Genomic DNA, 14134 nt, shown 5'->3' with positions numbered 1-14134 from the left:
CTACACATGGACGTTAGCCGAAAAGCCGGATCGGGTTGACGACGTCGGCTGCGATGACGATCACGCCGAACGTCAGCAGGACGGCGGTGAACGCCATCGTCACCGGCATCAGCTTGGTGTAATCCGCCGGGCCCAGGGCGGGCTTGCCGGCCAGGCGGCGGACGAAGTCGCGGAGCTTCTCGTAGACGACGACGGCGATGTGCCCGCCGTCGAGCGGCGGCAGCGGCACGAGGTTGAACAGCGCGAGGAAGAAGTTGAGGTTGGCGAGCATCATGAGGAACCCGCTCCACATGTCGTTTTCCACCATCTCGCCGCCGACGCGGCTGGCGCCGACGACGCTCATGGGGCTTTCCTGGTCGCGTTCGCCGCCGAAGATCGACGCGACGACGCCGGGCACCTTCGACGGGATGGACAGCAGGCCGTCCCACACGGCGCCGAACATGTCGACGGTGAACGTCAGCGCCCCGGGCACCGCGGTCAGCGGCGTGTACTCGTTGAGGGTGTTGTCCGGCCGTTGGAACAGCACGCCGACGGCGGGGGTTTCCACGACGGTGCCGTCGGCGGCGCGGCGTTCGACGACGTCGGGTTGCACCGTGATCGTTTCGGTGGTGCCCGCCCGCTCGACGGTGAATTCGATGGGGCCGCTTTCCGACGACCCGACGGCCTCGATGACCTGCGGGTAGGTCTCCACCTCCCGGCCGTTGACCGACGTGATCACGTCGCCGGCCCGCAACCCCGCGTCTCCGGCGGGCCCGGTGCCGGAACACTCCGACAGGGTCCCGTCGGCGTGCTGGGTGGCGGGCACGCACTGGGTGGCCTGCACGCGGGGCGAATAGTCCGCGTTGAGGTTCGGCAGGCCCCACGCCACGGCGACGACGTAGATGAGGATGACGCCGACGACGAGGTTCATGGCCACGCCGCCGGAGAGCACCACGATGCGCTGCCACCAGGGGCGGCGCCACATGGCGTGTTCCTCTTCCTCCGGCGCCACCGGGTCCTGGGCGGTCATGCCCGCGATGTCGCAGAAACCGCCCAACGGCACGGCCTTGACGCCGTACTCGGTGAGATGGCCCCCGGCGCCAGCGTGGCGGCGGCTGGTGGACCACACCGTCGGTCCGAAGCCGATGAAGTAACGGCGCACGCGCATGCCGCATGCGCGGGCGGCCCGCATGTGGCCCCACTCGTGCAGGGCGATGGTCACTGCGATGCCGAGCGCGAAAAGGACGACCCCGAGAAGAAAACTCACCGCGCCAGCCTATCCGCCAACTCGGTGGACAGCGCCCGGGCCCGGCCCTCGACTTCGAGGACGTCGGCGATGTCGCGCGGCTGCGCCGTCGCGTCGATGGCGTCGAGGGTCTCCCCGACGATGTCGACGATGTGCGGGAAGGCGATGCGGCCTGCGAGGAACGCCTCCGCGGCCTCTTCGTTGGCGGCGTTGTACACCGCCGGGGTGCAACCGCCCGCCGTCACCGACTCGCGCGCCAGGCGCACGGCCGGGAAGACGTCGTCGTCGAGGGGTTCGAAACGCCAATCCATCGCGTCGCGGAAGTCCAGCGCCGGCTGGGCGTCGGCGACGCGGTCCGGCCACCCCATGGCCAGGGCGATGGGCAGCTTCATCGACGGCGGCGACGCCTGCGCGATGGTCGCCCCGTCGATGAAGGTCACCATGGAATGGATGATCGACTGCGGGTGCACGGTGACGTCGATGCGATCGGCCGGAACGTCGAAAAGCAGGGATGCCTCGATGAGTTCCAGACCCTTGTTCACCAGCGACGCCGAGTTGAGGGTGTTCATGGGGCCCATCGACCACGTCGGGTGCGCGCCCGCCTGCTCGGGGGTGGCGGTCATCAGCTGCTCGCGGGTCCAACCGCGGAACGGGCCGCCGGAGGCCGTGAGCACGAGCCGGTCGACCTCGTCCAGGGTGCCCGACCGCAGACACTGGGCCATGGCGGAATGCTCCGAATCGACCGGCACCAGCTGGCCCGGCCGCGCGGTGCGCAGGACCAGCGAACCACCGGCCACGAGGGATTCCTTGTTCGCCAGCGCCAGACGCGCCCCGGACTCCAGGGCGGCGAGGGTCGCCCCGAGCCCCATGGAACCGACCAGCGCATTGAGCACGACGTCCGCCTCGACCTCGCGAACCAGACGCTCGGCGGCGTCGGGGCCGTGGAGGACGGATGCGTCGATGGACGCCGCGGCGGCCGGATCGGCGCAGGCGACATGATCGAACGACACGCCGTGGGCCTTCGCCTGGGCGGCGAGCAATTCCGGGTTCCCCCCGCCCGCGGCCAGTCCGACCACGGCAAACCGTTCCGGATTGTCGGCGATCACCTCCAGCGCCTGCGTGCCGATGGAACCGGTGCTGCCGAGAACGAGAATCCTGGTCTTCACTGGGGTATTGTTACACCCGATACTCAACATTCGCTGAGAGTGTGCCAAAATGCACGTTAGCGGGACCGCCGCGGATGCGACGGTGACGAACACCGTGACGAGCACAAGCAACACCAGGCACTGCGGCGGCGAAGGTACGGCGCAAACAGGAGGATTACCGTGGCCCACGGACAGAAGAAGGAAGAATTCTACAACGGCGTCAGCAATCTCGACGTCCCCGCCGCCAAGTGGGGTTGGAGCGCCCTGAGCGAGGCGACCCTGCAGAAGGCCGGCTGGATCTCCGTGATCTTCCTGATCGCGATGCTCTGGGGCAACCACCCGGGCAAGGTCGAGAACATCTGGCTGATCGGCATCGCCGCGCTCTTCACCATCGGCCTGCTGCTGCGCGCCTTCTCGCCGAAGGGCAAGCAGGTCCGCACCGTCACCGCCCACAACAAGCCGCTCGGCCACGTCGAGCCGCAGTGGACCAGCGACCAGCTCAACGGCACCGGCGTCTACGCCGAGCTCACCGAGTCCCAGATGCGCGCCTGGAACCACACCCCGGAGACCTACGGCAAGAACAAGGCCCAGGCCCCGGTGACCGCCGGCATTCCGGCGACCGACGAGGACAAGGGCAAGACCCTCCAGGCCTAATCCTCACTGGAGGTCCCCCGGGACGACGACGCCCGCACCGTGTTCGCACGGCGCGGGCGTTTTTCGCGTCCGCGTGGGACGACCGTGTGGGTCAGGCGCCCTCGGCTGCGAGCTGACCACAGGCCGCGGCGATCTCGTTGCCGCGGGTGTCGCGCACGGTGCAGGGCACGCCCTGTTCGCGGACGCGGCGGACGAACTCGTCCTGCTGCTCCTTCGGCGACGCGTCCCACTTCGACCCCGGCGTCGGGTTGAGCGGGATGAGATTGACGTGGACGCGAGATCCGAGGGCCTTGTGCAGCTTCTTGCCCAGCATGTCGGCGCGCCACCCCTGGTCGTTGATGTCGCGGATGAGCGCGTACTCGATGGATACCCGACGTCCGGACTTGTCGGCGTAGTAGCGGGCGGCGTCGAGCACCTCGGCGACGGTGAACCGATTGTTGATGGGCACCAGGGTGTCGCGCAGCTCGTCGTCCGGCGTGTGCAGGCTCACCGCCAACGTCACCGACAGGTCCTCGTCGGCAAGCTTGCGGATCGCCGGCGCCAACCCCACCGTCGACACCGTGACGTTGCGCTGCGAAATGCCGAAACCATCCGGCACCGGGTCAGTGATGCGGCGCACCGCGGCGACGACGCGCTTGTAATTGGCCAGGGGCTCGCCCATGCCCATGAAGACGATGTTCGTCAACCGACCGCCCTCGTCGCGCATGGTGGCTGCGGCCTCGCGGACCTGGTCGATGATCTCCGCGGTCGACAGATTGCGCTGCAGACCGCCCTGGCCGGTCGCGCAGAACGGACACGCCATGCCGCAACCTGCCTGCGACGAAATGCACAGCGTCGCACGATCCGGGTACTTCATCAGCACCGACTCCAGCAACGTGCCGTCGCCGGCCTTCCACAGGGTCTTGCGGGTCTCGCCGTCATCGCAGGAAATGTGCCGCACCGGCTCCAGAAGAGGCGGGAACAACGCGTCCTTGACCTTGCCGCGGGCGGCGGCGGGCAGGTCCGTCATGGTCTCCGGGTCCGCCTCGAGGCGGCCGTAGTAATGGCGGGCGATCTGATTGGCGCGGAACGCCGGCAGGCCGAGATCCTTCACCGCTTCCTTGAGGGCCGGACCATCCAGGTCCGCGAGGTGGGTGTCGGGCATGCCGCGCCGGGGCGCCTTGAAGACGAGCGGAAGTTGCTTGGTCATGATGGCCTCATCATCGCATGCTGCGACCATTGGCGGCGAACCGCACGGCAAGGTTGAATGGTGTGCATGACTGAAAACGACCTTCCCGCCGCCTCCGGGCGCTCCCGCGACGACTACCCCCTGCCCGCAGAGAACACAGCGGACCTCCCTCCCGCCCCGGGCAGCGACGACACCGCGATCGCCCCGGCGACGGAAAAGGCCCCCACCCCCTTCCACGACGACAAGCCCGCCAAACCCGCCAAGCAGGGCACCGCGGCGTCGAGTACGTGGGTCGCCCTCATCGTCGGTGCCCTGCTGCTGATCCTGCTGCTGGTGTTCATCATGCAGAACCAGCAGTCCGTTGAGCTCAACCTGTTCGCGTGGACGTGGAACTTCCCGCTCGGCGTGGGTCTCCTGCTGGCCTCCATCATCGGCGGCCTCATCATGGCCTGCGCCGGCATCTGGAAGATGTTCGAAATGAAGCGCAACCACAAGCGCGGCTGACCCGCCGGCCCCTCCCCCGCCCCCGGGGCCCTGCCGTCACAGGCCGAAGATCGTCAACATCATCCAGGCCATGGCCGCCGCCGGCAACATGCCGTCCAGGCGGTCCATCAGGCCACCGTGGGCCGGGATCAGGTCGGACATGTCCTTGATCCCCAGATCCCGCTTGAACTGCGACTCCACGAGATCGCCGAGGGTGGCGGCGACGACGAGCACCATGCCGAGCACCATGCCGAACCACCACGGGGCGTCGAGAAGCAGAACCGCCGACGCCGCACCAACCGCGGAGCCGAAGGCCACCGAGCCCGCGAAACCCTCCCACGATTTCTTCGGGCTCACCGCCGGCGCCATCGGATGCTTGCCGAAGAACACCCCGGCCACGTAGCCGCCGACGTCATTGGCGACCACGCACAACATGAAGGTGACGATCACCCACACCGGATTCACGTCGCCCGGAGTGGGCATGTGCGCCAGGCTCGCGGCGAACGCCAGGCACAGCGGGATCCACATGATCACCAAACAGCCCACGCCGACGTCGCGAAGCCAGTTCCGCGGCGCCTCGTTCGCGCCGTACAAGAACAACCGGCTGACCAGCAACGCCATCAACGTGGCCAACAGGCCCACGGCGATGCCCGACACCCCCATCGGCCACGACAGCCAAATCATCGCCTGCCCGCCGAGGATCAGCACCGGCCGCGGCAACATCCAATCGGACTCCCGCAACCGCTGCGCCACCTCCCACGTGGCCGCCGCCGCGGCCACCGCGACGAGGACGTACCACGCCACCGGGCCGAGCAGCAGCGAACCGATGACCAGGGCACCCAGCAACACGCCCATGCCGATGGCGACGGGCACGTTGCGCCCCGCGGAATTGCGCGGCTTGGGAAGGCGGAGCTCCTCGATGAGGCGCTCGGAATTCGGCGAGGGCACGTCAGCTCCGGTTCGTGAAAAAAGGGGGCATACGGGAAAGCGGAGGTCCTAGACCTCCATCAGCTCGGCTTCCTTGCGCTCGACGAGCGCATCGACCTGCTCGACGTACTTCTTGGTGACGCCGTCGAGCTCCTTCTCGGCGGTCTGCACCTCGTCCTCGCCCGCGTCGCCGTCCTTCTGGATCTTCTTCAGGGCCTCCATGCCCTTGCGGCGCACGTTGCGGATGGCGATCTTCGCGTCCTCGCCCTTGCCCTTGGCGATCTTCGTCATCTCGCGGCGACGCTCCTCCGTCAACTGCGGCACCGTGACGCGCAGAACCTGGCCGTCGTTGGTCGGGTTGACGCCCAGATCCGAGTTGCGGATGGCATCTTCGATGTCCTGCATGACCGACGGCTCGTACGGCTTGATGATGAGCATCCGCGGCTCCGGCACCGAGATGGTGGACATCTGGGTGATCGGGGTCGGCGCGCCGTAATACTCGGCGATGACGCCGTTGAACATCGCGGGATTCGCGCGGCCGGTGCGGATGTGGGTCAACTCCTCGCGGCAGTGCTCCACGGAGTTGGCCATCTTCTCTTCTGCATCGAGCAGCGTCTCGTCGATCATCGTCGCCTCTTCTATCTGGGACCTGTCGGTCTCGTCCCCTGCGGGTGTTACGGGTCTTTAATCTATCAGCTGCGCACGAGCGTGCCGATGTGCTCGCCCGCCACGGCGCGGGCGATGTTGCCGTCCGTGAGCAGATTGAACACCAGGATCGGCATGTCGTTGTCCATGCACAGCGAAAAGGCCGTCGCATCGGCGACGCGCAGCTCGCGCTCGATGACCTCGCGGTGGGTGATGTGGTCGAACATCTCGGCGTCCGGGTTCTCGCGCGGATCGTCGGAGTACACCCCGTCGACCGCCTTGGCCATCAGCAGCACGTCGCACCCGATCTCCAGGGCTCGCTGGGCGGCGGTGGTGTCCGTCGAGAAGTACGGCATGCCCATGCCGGCGCCGAAAATGACGACGCGGCCCTTCTCCAGGTGACGCTTGGCGCGCAGCGGCAAGTACGGCTCGGCGACCTGCGTCATCTGAATGGCCGTCTGCACCCGCGAGTCCACGCCCTGCTGCTCCAGGAAGTCCTGCAGCGCAAGGCAGTTCATGACGGTGCCCAGCATGCCCATGTAGTCGGAGCGCGCGCGATCCATGCCGCGCTGCTGCAGCTGCGCGCCGCGGAAGAAGTTGCCGCCGCCGATGACGACGCACACCTCGGTGCCCGCGCGGGCGACCTCGGCGATCTGGCGGGCGACGTTTTCGACCACGTTGGGGTCGACGCCCACGGAGCCGCCACCGAACATTTCACCGCCCAGCTTCAGCATCACTCGCCGGAAACCGGTGCGGGCGTCCTTTTCGGTGGTGTCGGTCATGACCCTTCTTTCTGTGCGGGGTAATCGGCTATCGCAGATGGTACACGCGCAAAGGGGCGGGCCCCGAACCGACGAAGGTCCGGGGCCCGCCCCTGCGCTGTCGCGGCGGCCTTTAGTGCTGGCCGACCTCGAAGCGGGCGAAACCGGTCAGCGTGACGCCGGCCTCGTCCATCAGCTGCTTGACGGTCTTCTTGGAGTCGGCGACGGACGCCTGGTCCAGGAGGGCGATGTCCTTGAAGAAGCCGTTGAGGCGACCCTCGACGATCTTCGGCAGGGCGGCCTCCGGCTTGCCCTCCTCGCGGGTGATGTTCTCCAGGACGGTGCGCTCGGCATCGACGCGCTCGGCCGGGACGTCCTCGCGGGTGAGGTACTGCGCCTTGAGCGCGGCGACCTGCATGGCGGCGACGTGGGCGGCCTGCTGGGCCTCCTCGCCGGAGCCGGTGTAGGCGACGAGCACGCCGACGCTGGCGGGCAGGTCGGCGGAGCGACGGTGCAGGTACACGGCGACGTCGTCGCCCTCGAGGGTCACGGCGCGACGCAGCTCGAGCTTCTCGCCGATCTTGGCGGACAGCTCCTGGGTGGCGTCGGCGGCGGACTGGCCGTCGAGGTCGGCGGCGGCGAGCTCCTCCTGGGAGTTGGCCTTGACCTTGGCGGCGGCCTCCGCGACCTTGTTGGCGAACTCGATGAACTCGGCGTTCTTGGCCACGAAGTCGGTCTCGGAGTTGACCTCGACCATGGTGTTGCCGGAGACGGCGATGAGGCCCTCGGCGGCGGTGCGCTCGGCACGCTTGCCCACGTCCTTGGCGCCCTTGATGCGCAGGATCTCGACGGCCTTGTCGAAGTCACCCTCGGTCTCGACCAGGGCGTCCTTGCAGGCCTTCATGCCGGAGCCGGTGAGCTCGCGGAGCTTCTTGACGTCGGCGGCGGTGAAATTCGCCATGTGCGGCGATCCTCCTTGGTGTCGTTTGTCGGATGGGCCGTCGGGATGCGGCCCGGAAAGACTGTCCGTGCGGACAGTCTCCCACATCGACGGTTTCCCGTCCCCGCGAAACTACTCGGCGGCCGGGGTCTCGGCCTGCTCGGCCGGAGCCTCGGTGGCCTCGGCGGCGGGAGCCTCGACCGGGGCGTCACCGGCGGCCTCGCGGTTGGCGGCGGTCTCGCGCTCGGCGCGGACGCGGCGGCCCTCCTCCACGGCGGAGGAGATGATGCGGGTCAGGACGGTGGCGGAGCGGATGGCGTCGTCGTTGCCCGGGATCGGGTAGTCGACGTCGTCCGGGTCGCAGTTGGTGTCCAGGATGGCGACGACCGGGATGTTGAGCTTCTTCGCCTCGGAGACGGCGATGTGCTCCTTGTTGGTGTCGACGATCCACAGGGCCGAGGGGACCTTGGCCATGTCGCGGATGCCGCCCAGGGTGCGCTCCAGCTTGGTGCGCTCGCGGGTCAGCATGAGGATTTCCTTCTTGGTGCGCCCCTCGTAGCCGTTCTCGGCGGCGTCCATGGCCTGAAGCTCCTTCAGGCGGGCCAGACGCTTGGAGACGGTGGAGAAGTTGGTGAGCATGCCGCCGAGCCAACGGTGGTTGACGTAGGGCATGTCGACGCGCTCGGCCTCGTTCTGCACGGCCTCCTGGGCCTGCTTCTTGGTGCCGACGAAGAGGATGTTGCCGCCGTGGGCGACGGTCTCCTTGACGAACTCGTAGGCCTCATCGATGTAGGTCAGCGTCTGCTGCAGGTCGATGATGTAGATGCCGTTGCGGTCGGTGAAGATGAAGCGCTTCATCTTGGGGTTCCAGCGACGCGTCTGGTGTCCGAAGTGGACGCCGGCGTCGAGGAGTTCGCGCATGGAAACGACAGCCATGTGAATTCAGGGAAGGCCTCTCGTCCGGTCTGACTAGGACCGCGGCTGCTTCCCTTCCTCGCTTTCTGATTGATGTTCGGTTGATGTCGCGTGCGGGTTTTCTCCGCACCCTGGCGCCGCTGGAACCTGCGTCGCCTCCCGGTTGTGACCGGGCACCCGGCGACGTGGGCTGCGATGTGCGGCGCGCGAAGTCAGCGTGCCCGGGTCGTCCGGGCACACTGCGGGGGGTAGTTTAGCGCAACGCCGCTGGTGGCGCCAACGGGCTCATCCACAGGTCGACTTTTATCCACAATCGGGCGTCGGGGCCGGGCTTTTTCGCTTGACGACGGCCGACCTTCACGGTCATCTGAGGCCGTGACCGCGCCCCTCCAACATACGGCCATTCGATCGCTGGCCCGGTGCCTGTGCATTGTCCTGTGCTGCTCGCTCTTTGTCTGCATTTCCGTCATTCCGGAATCCACGGTGGCCGATGCCGCCCCTCGCTCCGGCGGCATCTCAGCGATAGAGCACGCCAAACCGGTGCCGGGCGACGTCGTCACGCCCTACGATCCGCCGGCCCAACGCTGGCTGCCCGGACACCGGGGCGTGGATCTGGCGGCGCCGATCGGATCGGCCGTGCGAGCCTCGGGTGACGGTGTCGTGCACTTCGCCGGGATGGTGGCGGGGACGCCGACGGTGTCGGTGATGCACGCCGACGGCATCCGCACCACCTATCAGCCGGTGCGGTGGTCGGTGCGTCGCGGTGATCGGGTGCGCCGGGGTGACGTGATCGGGACGTTGGAGGCCGGCCAGGACCCCGGCCTGCATTGGGGCGCGCTGCGGGGTCGGGATTACCTCAATCCGCTGGATTTGCTGTGGCTCAGGCCGATCGTGTTGAAACCCGTGGAGTGAGGGGCTGAGGGAAGGGCCCGCTCACGCCCGGGGGTGGGCCCGGCGGTGCGCCTCGCGCAGCCGGTCGGTGGAGACGTGGGTGTAAATCTGCGTCGTGCCCAGCGACGCGTGGCCGAGCATCTCCTGCACGACGCGCAGATCGGCGCCACCTTCGACCATGTGCGTGGCTGCGGTGTGGCGCAGCCCGTGCGGGGACAGGTCCGCCCCGGCCTCCGACGTCGCCGCGTGGACGATGCGGCGGGCCTGACGGGGATCCAGCCGCCCGCCGCGGGCCCCGAGGAACAGGGCCGGGTTCTCTCCGGCGGCCACCTCGTCGCGGGCGCCGATCCAGTTCTCGATGGCGCGGGCCGCAGGTTCGCCGAAGGGGACGGTGCGCTGCTTGTCGCCTTTGCCCGTGACGGTGAGGGTGCCGCGGGCCAGATCGACGTCGCCGACGTCAAGGGCGCACAACTCGCCCACTCGAATGCCGGCCGCGTAGAGGATCTCCATCAACGCCCGGTCCCGCAGGGCCAGCGCCCGCCGTGCGGGAGTGGCGTTTTCGCCGGAAGCGACCTCTCCCTCTCCCCCCTTCCCGTCGAGCATGGCGTCGGCTTGGTCGACGGTGAGGATCTCGGGAAGGTGGCGATGCGGGCGGGGTCCGGTCACGCGGGCGGCGGGGTCGACGTCGAGAAGCCCCGCCGAGACCGCCCAGGCCCCGAACCGGCGGATGGAGGTCACGGCCCGGGCCAGGGACGAACGAGCCGCACCCGCCCGATGCTTGGCGCCGAGGTGGGCCCGGATGACGCGAACGTCGAGTTCGCCGATGTCGTCGATGCCCGCGAGCAAGGGCACGAGGTCGGCCCGGTACGCGCGGATGGTGCGCGGCGCGAGTCCCCGGACATGTTCGAGGTGGTCGAGGAAGTCTCCCAGCACCGCCTCGAGGTTCGGGGACAATGCGTCGGAGAGCGGCGACGACGGCCCCCGGCGGTCCGCGTGATCCGCGGGCCCTCCGGAAGCCGTCGTCAGTGCCTCACCCATGATGCAAGACCCTACCCCGGTGAGCCGGGTGGCCGTCGCGACCCCTGAAGACACGACGCCCTCGTCCGGCCCACCGTTAGCGGGAAGAGTGGCCGACACCAGCCCGTATCGGCCCCTCCCTTAGGCTTGCCTGCCCTATTCTACATAGCCTTACGGAAGTCGCAACCCCCAATTTTCCCCCGATTTTCGAAGGCCCCTACCTCGCCCTTCGCCACGTACTCCCCTCACGGACCACCAGGCCCTTTCCCTCCAGGGCCAGCAGCAGATGCATGGTCAACGGCAACGTCAGCGCCGCCTCTGCCGCGATGGCCGCCGTATCGGCACCCCGGCCTTCCCCGACCCCGGCCATCGGGGTGGCGTCGTAGACCCGCAGTTCGTTGCGGCCCAGCGCCTGCACGGGATCGGCGGCCCAATCCAACTCCAGCTGCGCGTCCTCGTCGACGGCGCCGACGCCCCGGTACAGGCCGAGAATGTGCTCCGGACTGGTCACCAGCACCGCGTCCCCCTGCCGAATCGCATCGTGGCAACCCGTGGACGACGCCGCCGTCGCCGGCCCCGGAACCGCCCCGACCGGACGGTTCATGCTTCTGGCCCACCCGGCGGTGTTGCGCGCCCCCGAGCGCCACCCCGCCTCCACCAGCACCGTCGCCCCGGTCAGCCCGGCCACCAAACGGTTGCGGGTGAGGAACCTGTGCCGGGCCGGCCTGACCCCCGGCGGGTACTCGGTGACGATCGCCCCGTGTTTCGCCGTCGCCCCGATCCGCCGGAACAGGTCCACGTGCGACACCGGGTAGTCGACCCCCGGACCGCATGCGGCGACCACGACTGTCCGACCGCCGGCTTCCAGCGCCGTCCGGTGCGCCACCGCGTCGATGCCGAGCGCCCCGCCGCTGACGATCGTCGCCCCCGCACGGGCCACGCCCGCCGCCAATCGCTCGGTCATCCGGGTGCCGTAGGACGTGGCGGCCCGGGTGCCGACCATCGCCACGGAGTCGTCGAAAAGCGAACCCAACTCGCCGCCCCGCACCCACAACGCATGCGGTGGCGCGGCCTCCGGCCCCGTGGCGGTCGACCCGAGGAATTGTTGGATCGCGTCTACGGGCCATTCGTCGTCTTCGGGGGTGACCAGACGGAACCCGTGCCGCTCGGCGGCGGCCAGGTCCTCGTCCGATTGATCCCGGTGGTACCGGGTTTCCGTCGCCCCCGCCAGATCCCGCGGCAACCCGACCCGTCGTTTGACGCGTTCGGCGGCCTCCTCCGGCCCGACTTCTCCCAACAACACGTTCAGCGACGGATGCGGCCCCTCGACCGTCCGCGCCAGATACGCCCACGCCCGGCGCGCCCGCGTCATGCCGCCACCTCGCCGTCGGTCGGGGCATGCAGGCCACACGCCGCGGCCACGTCCTCGAGGGTCGGCCGCTCCCGTCCGTCGAGGTCCGCGAGCGTCCAGGCGACCCGCAGCGCCCTGTCGACGCCGCGTTGGGTGACGCTCCGGTCCGCCAGTCGGCATTCCAGGTACGCCATCCCCGCATCGTCGGCCGGTGCGTTTCTGCGCAGCACCGGTCCGGGCACCGAGGAATTCGCCCCCGCCGCCTCGATGCCCATCGCCGTCCATCGTGCGCGCGCCCGGTCCCGCGCCGCGATCACCCGCTCGCGGATCGCCGCCGATTCCTCGCCCGGCTCCGGCCTCACGACGGAATGCCGCGGGTGGATGGACAGCTGCACGTCGATGCGGTCGCGCAGCGGCCCCGACACCGCGGCCATGTGCCGACGCCGCGCCCCGGGCGGACACGTGCACTCCCCCGGCTCGGCGGCACCGCAGGGACAGGGGTTGGCGGCCATCACCAGTTGCACGCGGCAGGGGTACCGCACCTGGTGTCGCGATCGCAGCAGCGTGACTTCCCCGCGCTCCAGCGGGGTGCGCAGCGCGTCGAGCACCCGGGCGGGCATGAGCGTCACCTCATCGAGGAACAGCACCCCGCCATGCGCGAGGCTCATCGCCCCGGGTTTCGGCACGCCCGATCCTCCGCCGAGCAGCGCCGCCGCAGTCACCGTATGATGCGGCGCCACGAACGGCGGCCGGGTGATCAGCCCGCCTTCGTGCGCCCCGATGCGCCCCGACACCGAATGCACGGCCGTCACCTCCAGTGCCTCGGCCTCCGCCAGCGGCGGCAGGATCCCCGGCAGCCGCGCCGCGAGCATCGATTTGCCGGTTCCGGGCGGCCCCGTCAGGAACACGTGGTGCCCGCCGGCCGCGACGACCTCCAGCGCCCGGCGCGCCTCGTCTTGGCCGTGGATGTCCCGCATGTCCGGCAGTTCTTGCGTGACGACGGCCCGCCGCCCCTCACCGGGCGCATCCACCCCGTCACCCGTGAGCGCCCACCGCCACAACTGCGCCAGGGTGGACACCCCTCCCACGGCGATTCCCCCGACCAACGCCGCCTCGTCGAGATTGCCGGCGGGCACGACCACCCACCGCAGTCCCGCGTCCCGGGCGGCGATGACGGCGGGCAGGATTCCCTGCACCGGCCGCACCGTCCCGTCGAGCCCGACTTCCCCGAGCAGCGCCGTGCGTTCGAGCCGACCGCGCGCCTCGTCGCCGTCGTCGAGCCCGGAGGACAGCACCGCGCACACGATGGACAGGTCGAACGACGACCCGTGCTTGCGCAGGCTGGCCGGAGACATCGACACCACCACCTTGGTCCGCGGCCACGTCAACCCCGAGTTCACCGCCGCGGTGCGCACGCGATCCCGCGCCTCGGCCACGGCGGCGTCCCCCAATCCGCCGATGTGCATACCGGGCAATCCCGGGCCCACGTCGGCCTCCACCGCGACGACGACCCCGTCGAGCCCCTGCAACGCCACCGACACCGACCTGCCGACGCTCATCTACGCCACGCCCCGGAACCACTCGAGGGTCAATTCCCCGCCGGCGGGCCTGACGTCGACGACGTCGAAACGCACGTGATCGCAGTCCCTCCCCGTCTCCCGCAGCCATCGGGCGACGCCCCGGCGCAGCGAACGCATCTTCCGCCCGGTCACCGCCGCCAGACCGTCGCCCATCATGGCCGTCGACCGGGTCTTCACCTCGACGACGACCACCGCATCACCGTCCAGGAACACCGCATCGAGTTCGTCCCGGCCCACCCGGACATTGGTCCCGATCAGCGTCAGCCCCCGCCCTTTCAGGAACCCCACCGCCGCGGTCTCTCCCGCCGCGCCGAGTCGTCGCCGCTCCGCTTGTTTTTTCCGTCCTGCTCGCGTCATGCCCCGACCATGCGGCGGGGACGGCAAAAAGGCCCGCCGGCCGGTGCCCCGGCGGGCGGGTTTTGTGGATGGATC

General features: G+C 69.3%; 15 protein-coding genes. 3 read left to right on the top strand and 12 right to left on the bottom strand.

Annotated features, from left to right (window positions below; all coding sequences use genetic code 11):
- Positions 1-13: 13 nt before the first annotated feature.
- Both CFREN_RS05830 and dxr read right to left on the bottom strand, forming a co-directional pair.
- Positions 14-1246 (bottom strand): M50 family metallopeptidase, encoded by a 1233-nt coding sequence (locus CFREN_RS05830; protein WP_209653199.1) that lies wholly within the window; start codon positions 1244-1246, stop codon positions 14-16.
- Positions 1243-2421: a 1-deoxy-D-xylulose-5-phosphate reductoisomerase gene (dxr, locus tag CFREN_RS05825; protein WP_209653201.1), complete on the bottom strand. Its 1179-nt coding sequence runs from the start codon at positions 2419-2421 to the stop codon at positions 1243-1245. The genes CFREN_RS05830 and dxr overlap by 4 nt, the downstream gene beginning before the upstream one ends.
- Before the next feature lie 129 nt (positions 2422-2550).
- Between dxr and CFREN_RS05820 the strand changes: the two genes are divergently transcribed.
- A complete protein-coding gene (locus CFREN_RS05820) occupies positions 2551-3024 on the top strand; it encodes a DUF2631 domain-containing protein (RefSeq protein WP_070520304.1) in 474 nt (157 codons plus the stop codon).
- Positions 3025-3115: 91 nt separating this feature from the next.
- Here the strand turns inward: CFREN_RS05820 and rlmN are convergent, their stop codons facing one another.
- The gene (gene rlmN / locus CFREN_RS05815; protein WP_209653203.1) at positions 3116-4213 is read right to left on the bottom strand and encodes a dual-specificity RNA methyltransferase RlmN; all 1098 of its coding nucleotides are present in this window, start codon (positions 4211-4213) and stop codon (positions 3116-3118) included.
- 66 nt (positions 4214-4279) lie between these two features.
- Between rlmN and CFREN_RS05810 the strand changes: the two genes are divergently transcribed.
- Entirely contained in the window at positions 4280-4696 is a 417-nt protein-coding gene (locus CFREN_RS05810) for a LapA family protein (protein ID WP_244979535.1), read from the top strand.
- Positions 4697-4732: 36 nt separating this feature from the next.
- On the opposite strand, the gene CFREN_RS05805 is transcribed toward CFREN_RS05810, so the two are convergent.
- From CFREN_RS05805 to rpsB, 5 genes are all read right to left on the bottom strand, one after another.
- Complete coding sequence (locus tag CFREN_RS05805) at positions 4733-5530, bottom strand: phosphatidate cytidylyltransferase (RefSeq protein ID WP_083291282.1); 798 nt, start codon at positions 5528-5530, stop codon at positions 4733-4735.
- 141 nt (positions 5531-5671) lie between these two features.
- Complete coding sequence (gene frr, locus CFREN_RS05800) at positions 5672-6229, bottom strand: ribosome recycling factor (protein WP_035120830.1); 558 nt, start codon at positions 6227-6229, stop codon at positions 5672-5674.
- Positions 6230-6294: 65 nt separating this feature from the next.
- Complete coding sequence (gene pyrH / locus CFREN_RS05795) at positions 6295-7029, bottom strand: UMP kinase (protein ID WP_070520296.1); 735 nt, start codon at positions 7027-7029, stop codon at positions 6295-6297.
- A gap of 112 nt (positions 7030-7141) precedes the next feature.
- Positions 7142-7969, bottom strand: coding sequence for a translation elongation factor Ts (gene tsf / locus CFREN_RS05790; protein WP_209653207.1), 828 nt, complete (start codon positions 7967-7969; stop codon positions 7142-7144).
- Between the two features lie 111 nt (positions 7970-8080).
- Positions 8081-8884, bottom strand: coding sequence for a 30S ribosomal protein S2 (gene rpsB, locus CFREN_RS05785; protein ID WP_070520292.1), 804 nt, complete (start codon positions 8882-8884; stop codon positions 8081-8083).
- Positions 8885-9238: 354 nt separating this feature from the next.
- Here rpsB and CFREN_RS05780 point away from each other — a divergent pair, with 354 nt between their 5' ends.
- Entirely contained in the window at positions 9239-9775 is a 537-nt protein-coding gene (locus tag CFREN_RS05780; protein ID WP_209653209.1) for a M23 family metallopeptidase, read from the top strand.
- A 21-nt stretch (positions 9776-9796) separates the two neighbouring features.
- On the opposite strand, the gene CFREN_RS05775 is transcribed toward CFREN_RS05780, so the two are convergent.
- The 4 genes from CFREN_RS05775 to CFREN_RS05760 form a co-directional block, all read right to left on the bottom strand.
- Positions 9797-10792 carry a tyrosine recombinase XerC gene (locus CFREN_RS05775; protein ID WP_209653211.1) on the bottom strand — a complete coding sequence of 332 codons (996 nt, stop codon included), beginning with the start codon at positions 10790-10792 and terminating at the stop codon, positions 9797-9799.
- Positions 10793-10988: 196 nt separating this feature from the next.
- Complete coding sequence (gene dprA, locus CFREN_RS05770) at positions 10989-12143, bottom strand: DNA-processing protein DprA (RefSeq protein WP_070520290.1); 1155 nt, start codon at positions 12141-12143, stop codon at positions 10989-10991.
- Positions 12140-13681, bottom strand: a complete 1542-nt coding sequence (locus CFREN_RS05765) for a YifB family Mg chelatase-like AAA ATPase (protein WP_209653213.1) — start codon at positions 13679-13681, stop codon at positions 12140-12142. The genes dprA and CFREN_RS05765 overlap by 4 nt, the downstream gene beginning before the upstream one ends.
- On the bottom strand, positions 13682-14059 hold the full coding sequence (locus CFREN_RS05760; protein WP_070520287.1) for a YraN family protein: 378 nt from the start codon (positions 14057-14059) through the stop codon (positions 13682-13684).
- Positions 14060-14134 lie beyond the last annotated feature (75 nt).

This window comes from Corynebacterium freneyi (genome assembly GCF_030408835.1).
Lineage (GTDB): Bacteria > Actinomycetota > Actinomycetes > Mycobacteriales > Mycobacteriaceae > Corynebacterium > Corynebacterium freneyi.
Note: the sequence above shows the minus strand (reverse complement) of the source record. Positions and strands in the feature narration are given on the sequence as shown.

Bases quoted from the DNA above. Each gene is read 5' to 3' on its own strand.
- dxr (WP_209653201.1), bottom strand. From the start codon at position 2,421: ATGTTGAGTATCGGGTGTAACAATACCCCAGTGAAGACCAGGATTCTC.
- rlmN (WP_209653203.1), bottom strand. From the start codon at position 4,213: ATGACCAAGCAACTTCCGCTCGTCTTCAAGGCGCCCCGGCGCGGCATG.
- CFREN_RS05810 (WP_244979535.1), top strand. From the start codon at position 4,280: ATGACTGAAAACGACCTTCCCGCCGCCTCCGGGCGCTCCCGCGACGAC.
- CFREN_RS05805 (WP_083291282.1), bottom strand. From the start codon at position 5,530: ATGGGCGTGTTGCTGGGTGCCCTGGTCATCGGTTCGCTGCTGCTCGGC.
- frr (WP_035120830.1), bottom strand. From the start codon at position 6,229: ATGATCGACGAGACGCTGCTCGATGCAGAAGAGAAGATGGCCAACTCC.
- pyrH (WP_070520296.1), bottom strand. From the start codon at position 7,029: ATGACCGACACCACCGAAAAGGACGCCCGCACCGGTTTCCGGCGAGTG.
- tsf (WP_209653207.1), bottom strand. From the start codon at position 7,969: ATGGCGAATTTCACCGCCGCCGACGTCAAGAAGCTCCGCGAGCTCACC.
- rpsB (WP_070520292.1), bottom strand. From the start codon at position 8,884: ATGGCTGTCGTTTCCATGCGCGAACTCCTCGACGCCGGCGTCCACTTC.
- CFREN_RS05775 (WP_209653211.1), bottom strand. From the start codon at position 10,792: ATGGGTGAGGCACTGACGACGGCTTCCGGAGGGCCCGCGGATCACGCG.
- dprA (WP_070520290.1), bottom strand. From the start codon at position 12,143: ATGACGCGGGCGCGCCGGGCGTGGGCGTATCTGGCGCGGACGGTCGAG.
- CFREN_RS05765 (WP_209653213.1), bottom strand. From the start codon at position 13,681: ATGAGCGTCGGCAGGTCGGTGTCGGTGGCGTTGCAGGGGCTCGACGGG.
- CFREN_RS05760 (WP_070520287.1), bottom strand. From the start codon at position 14,059: ATGACGCGAGCAGGACGGAAAAAACAAGCGGAGCGGCGACGACTCGGC.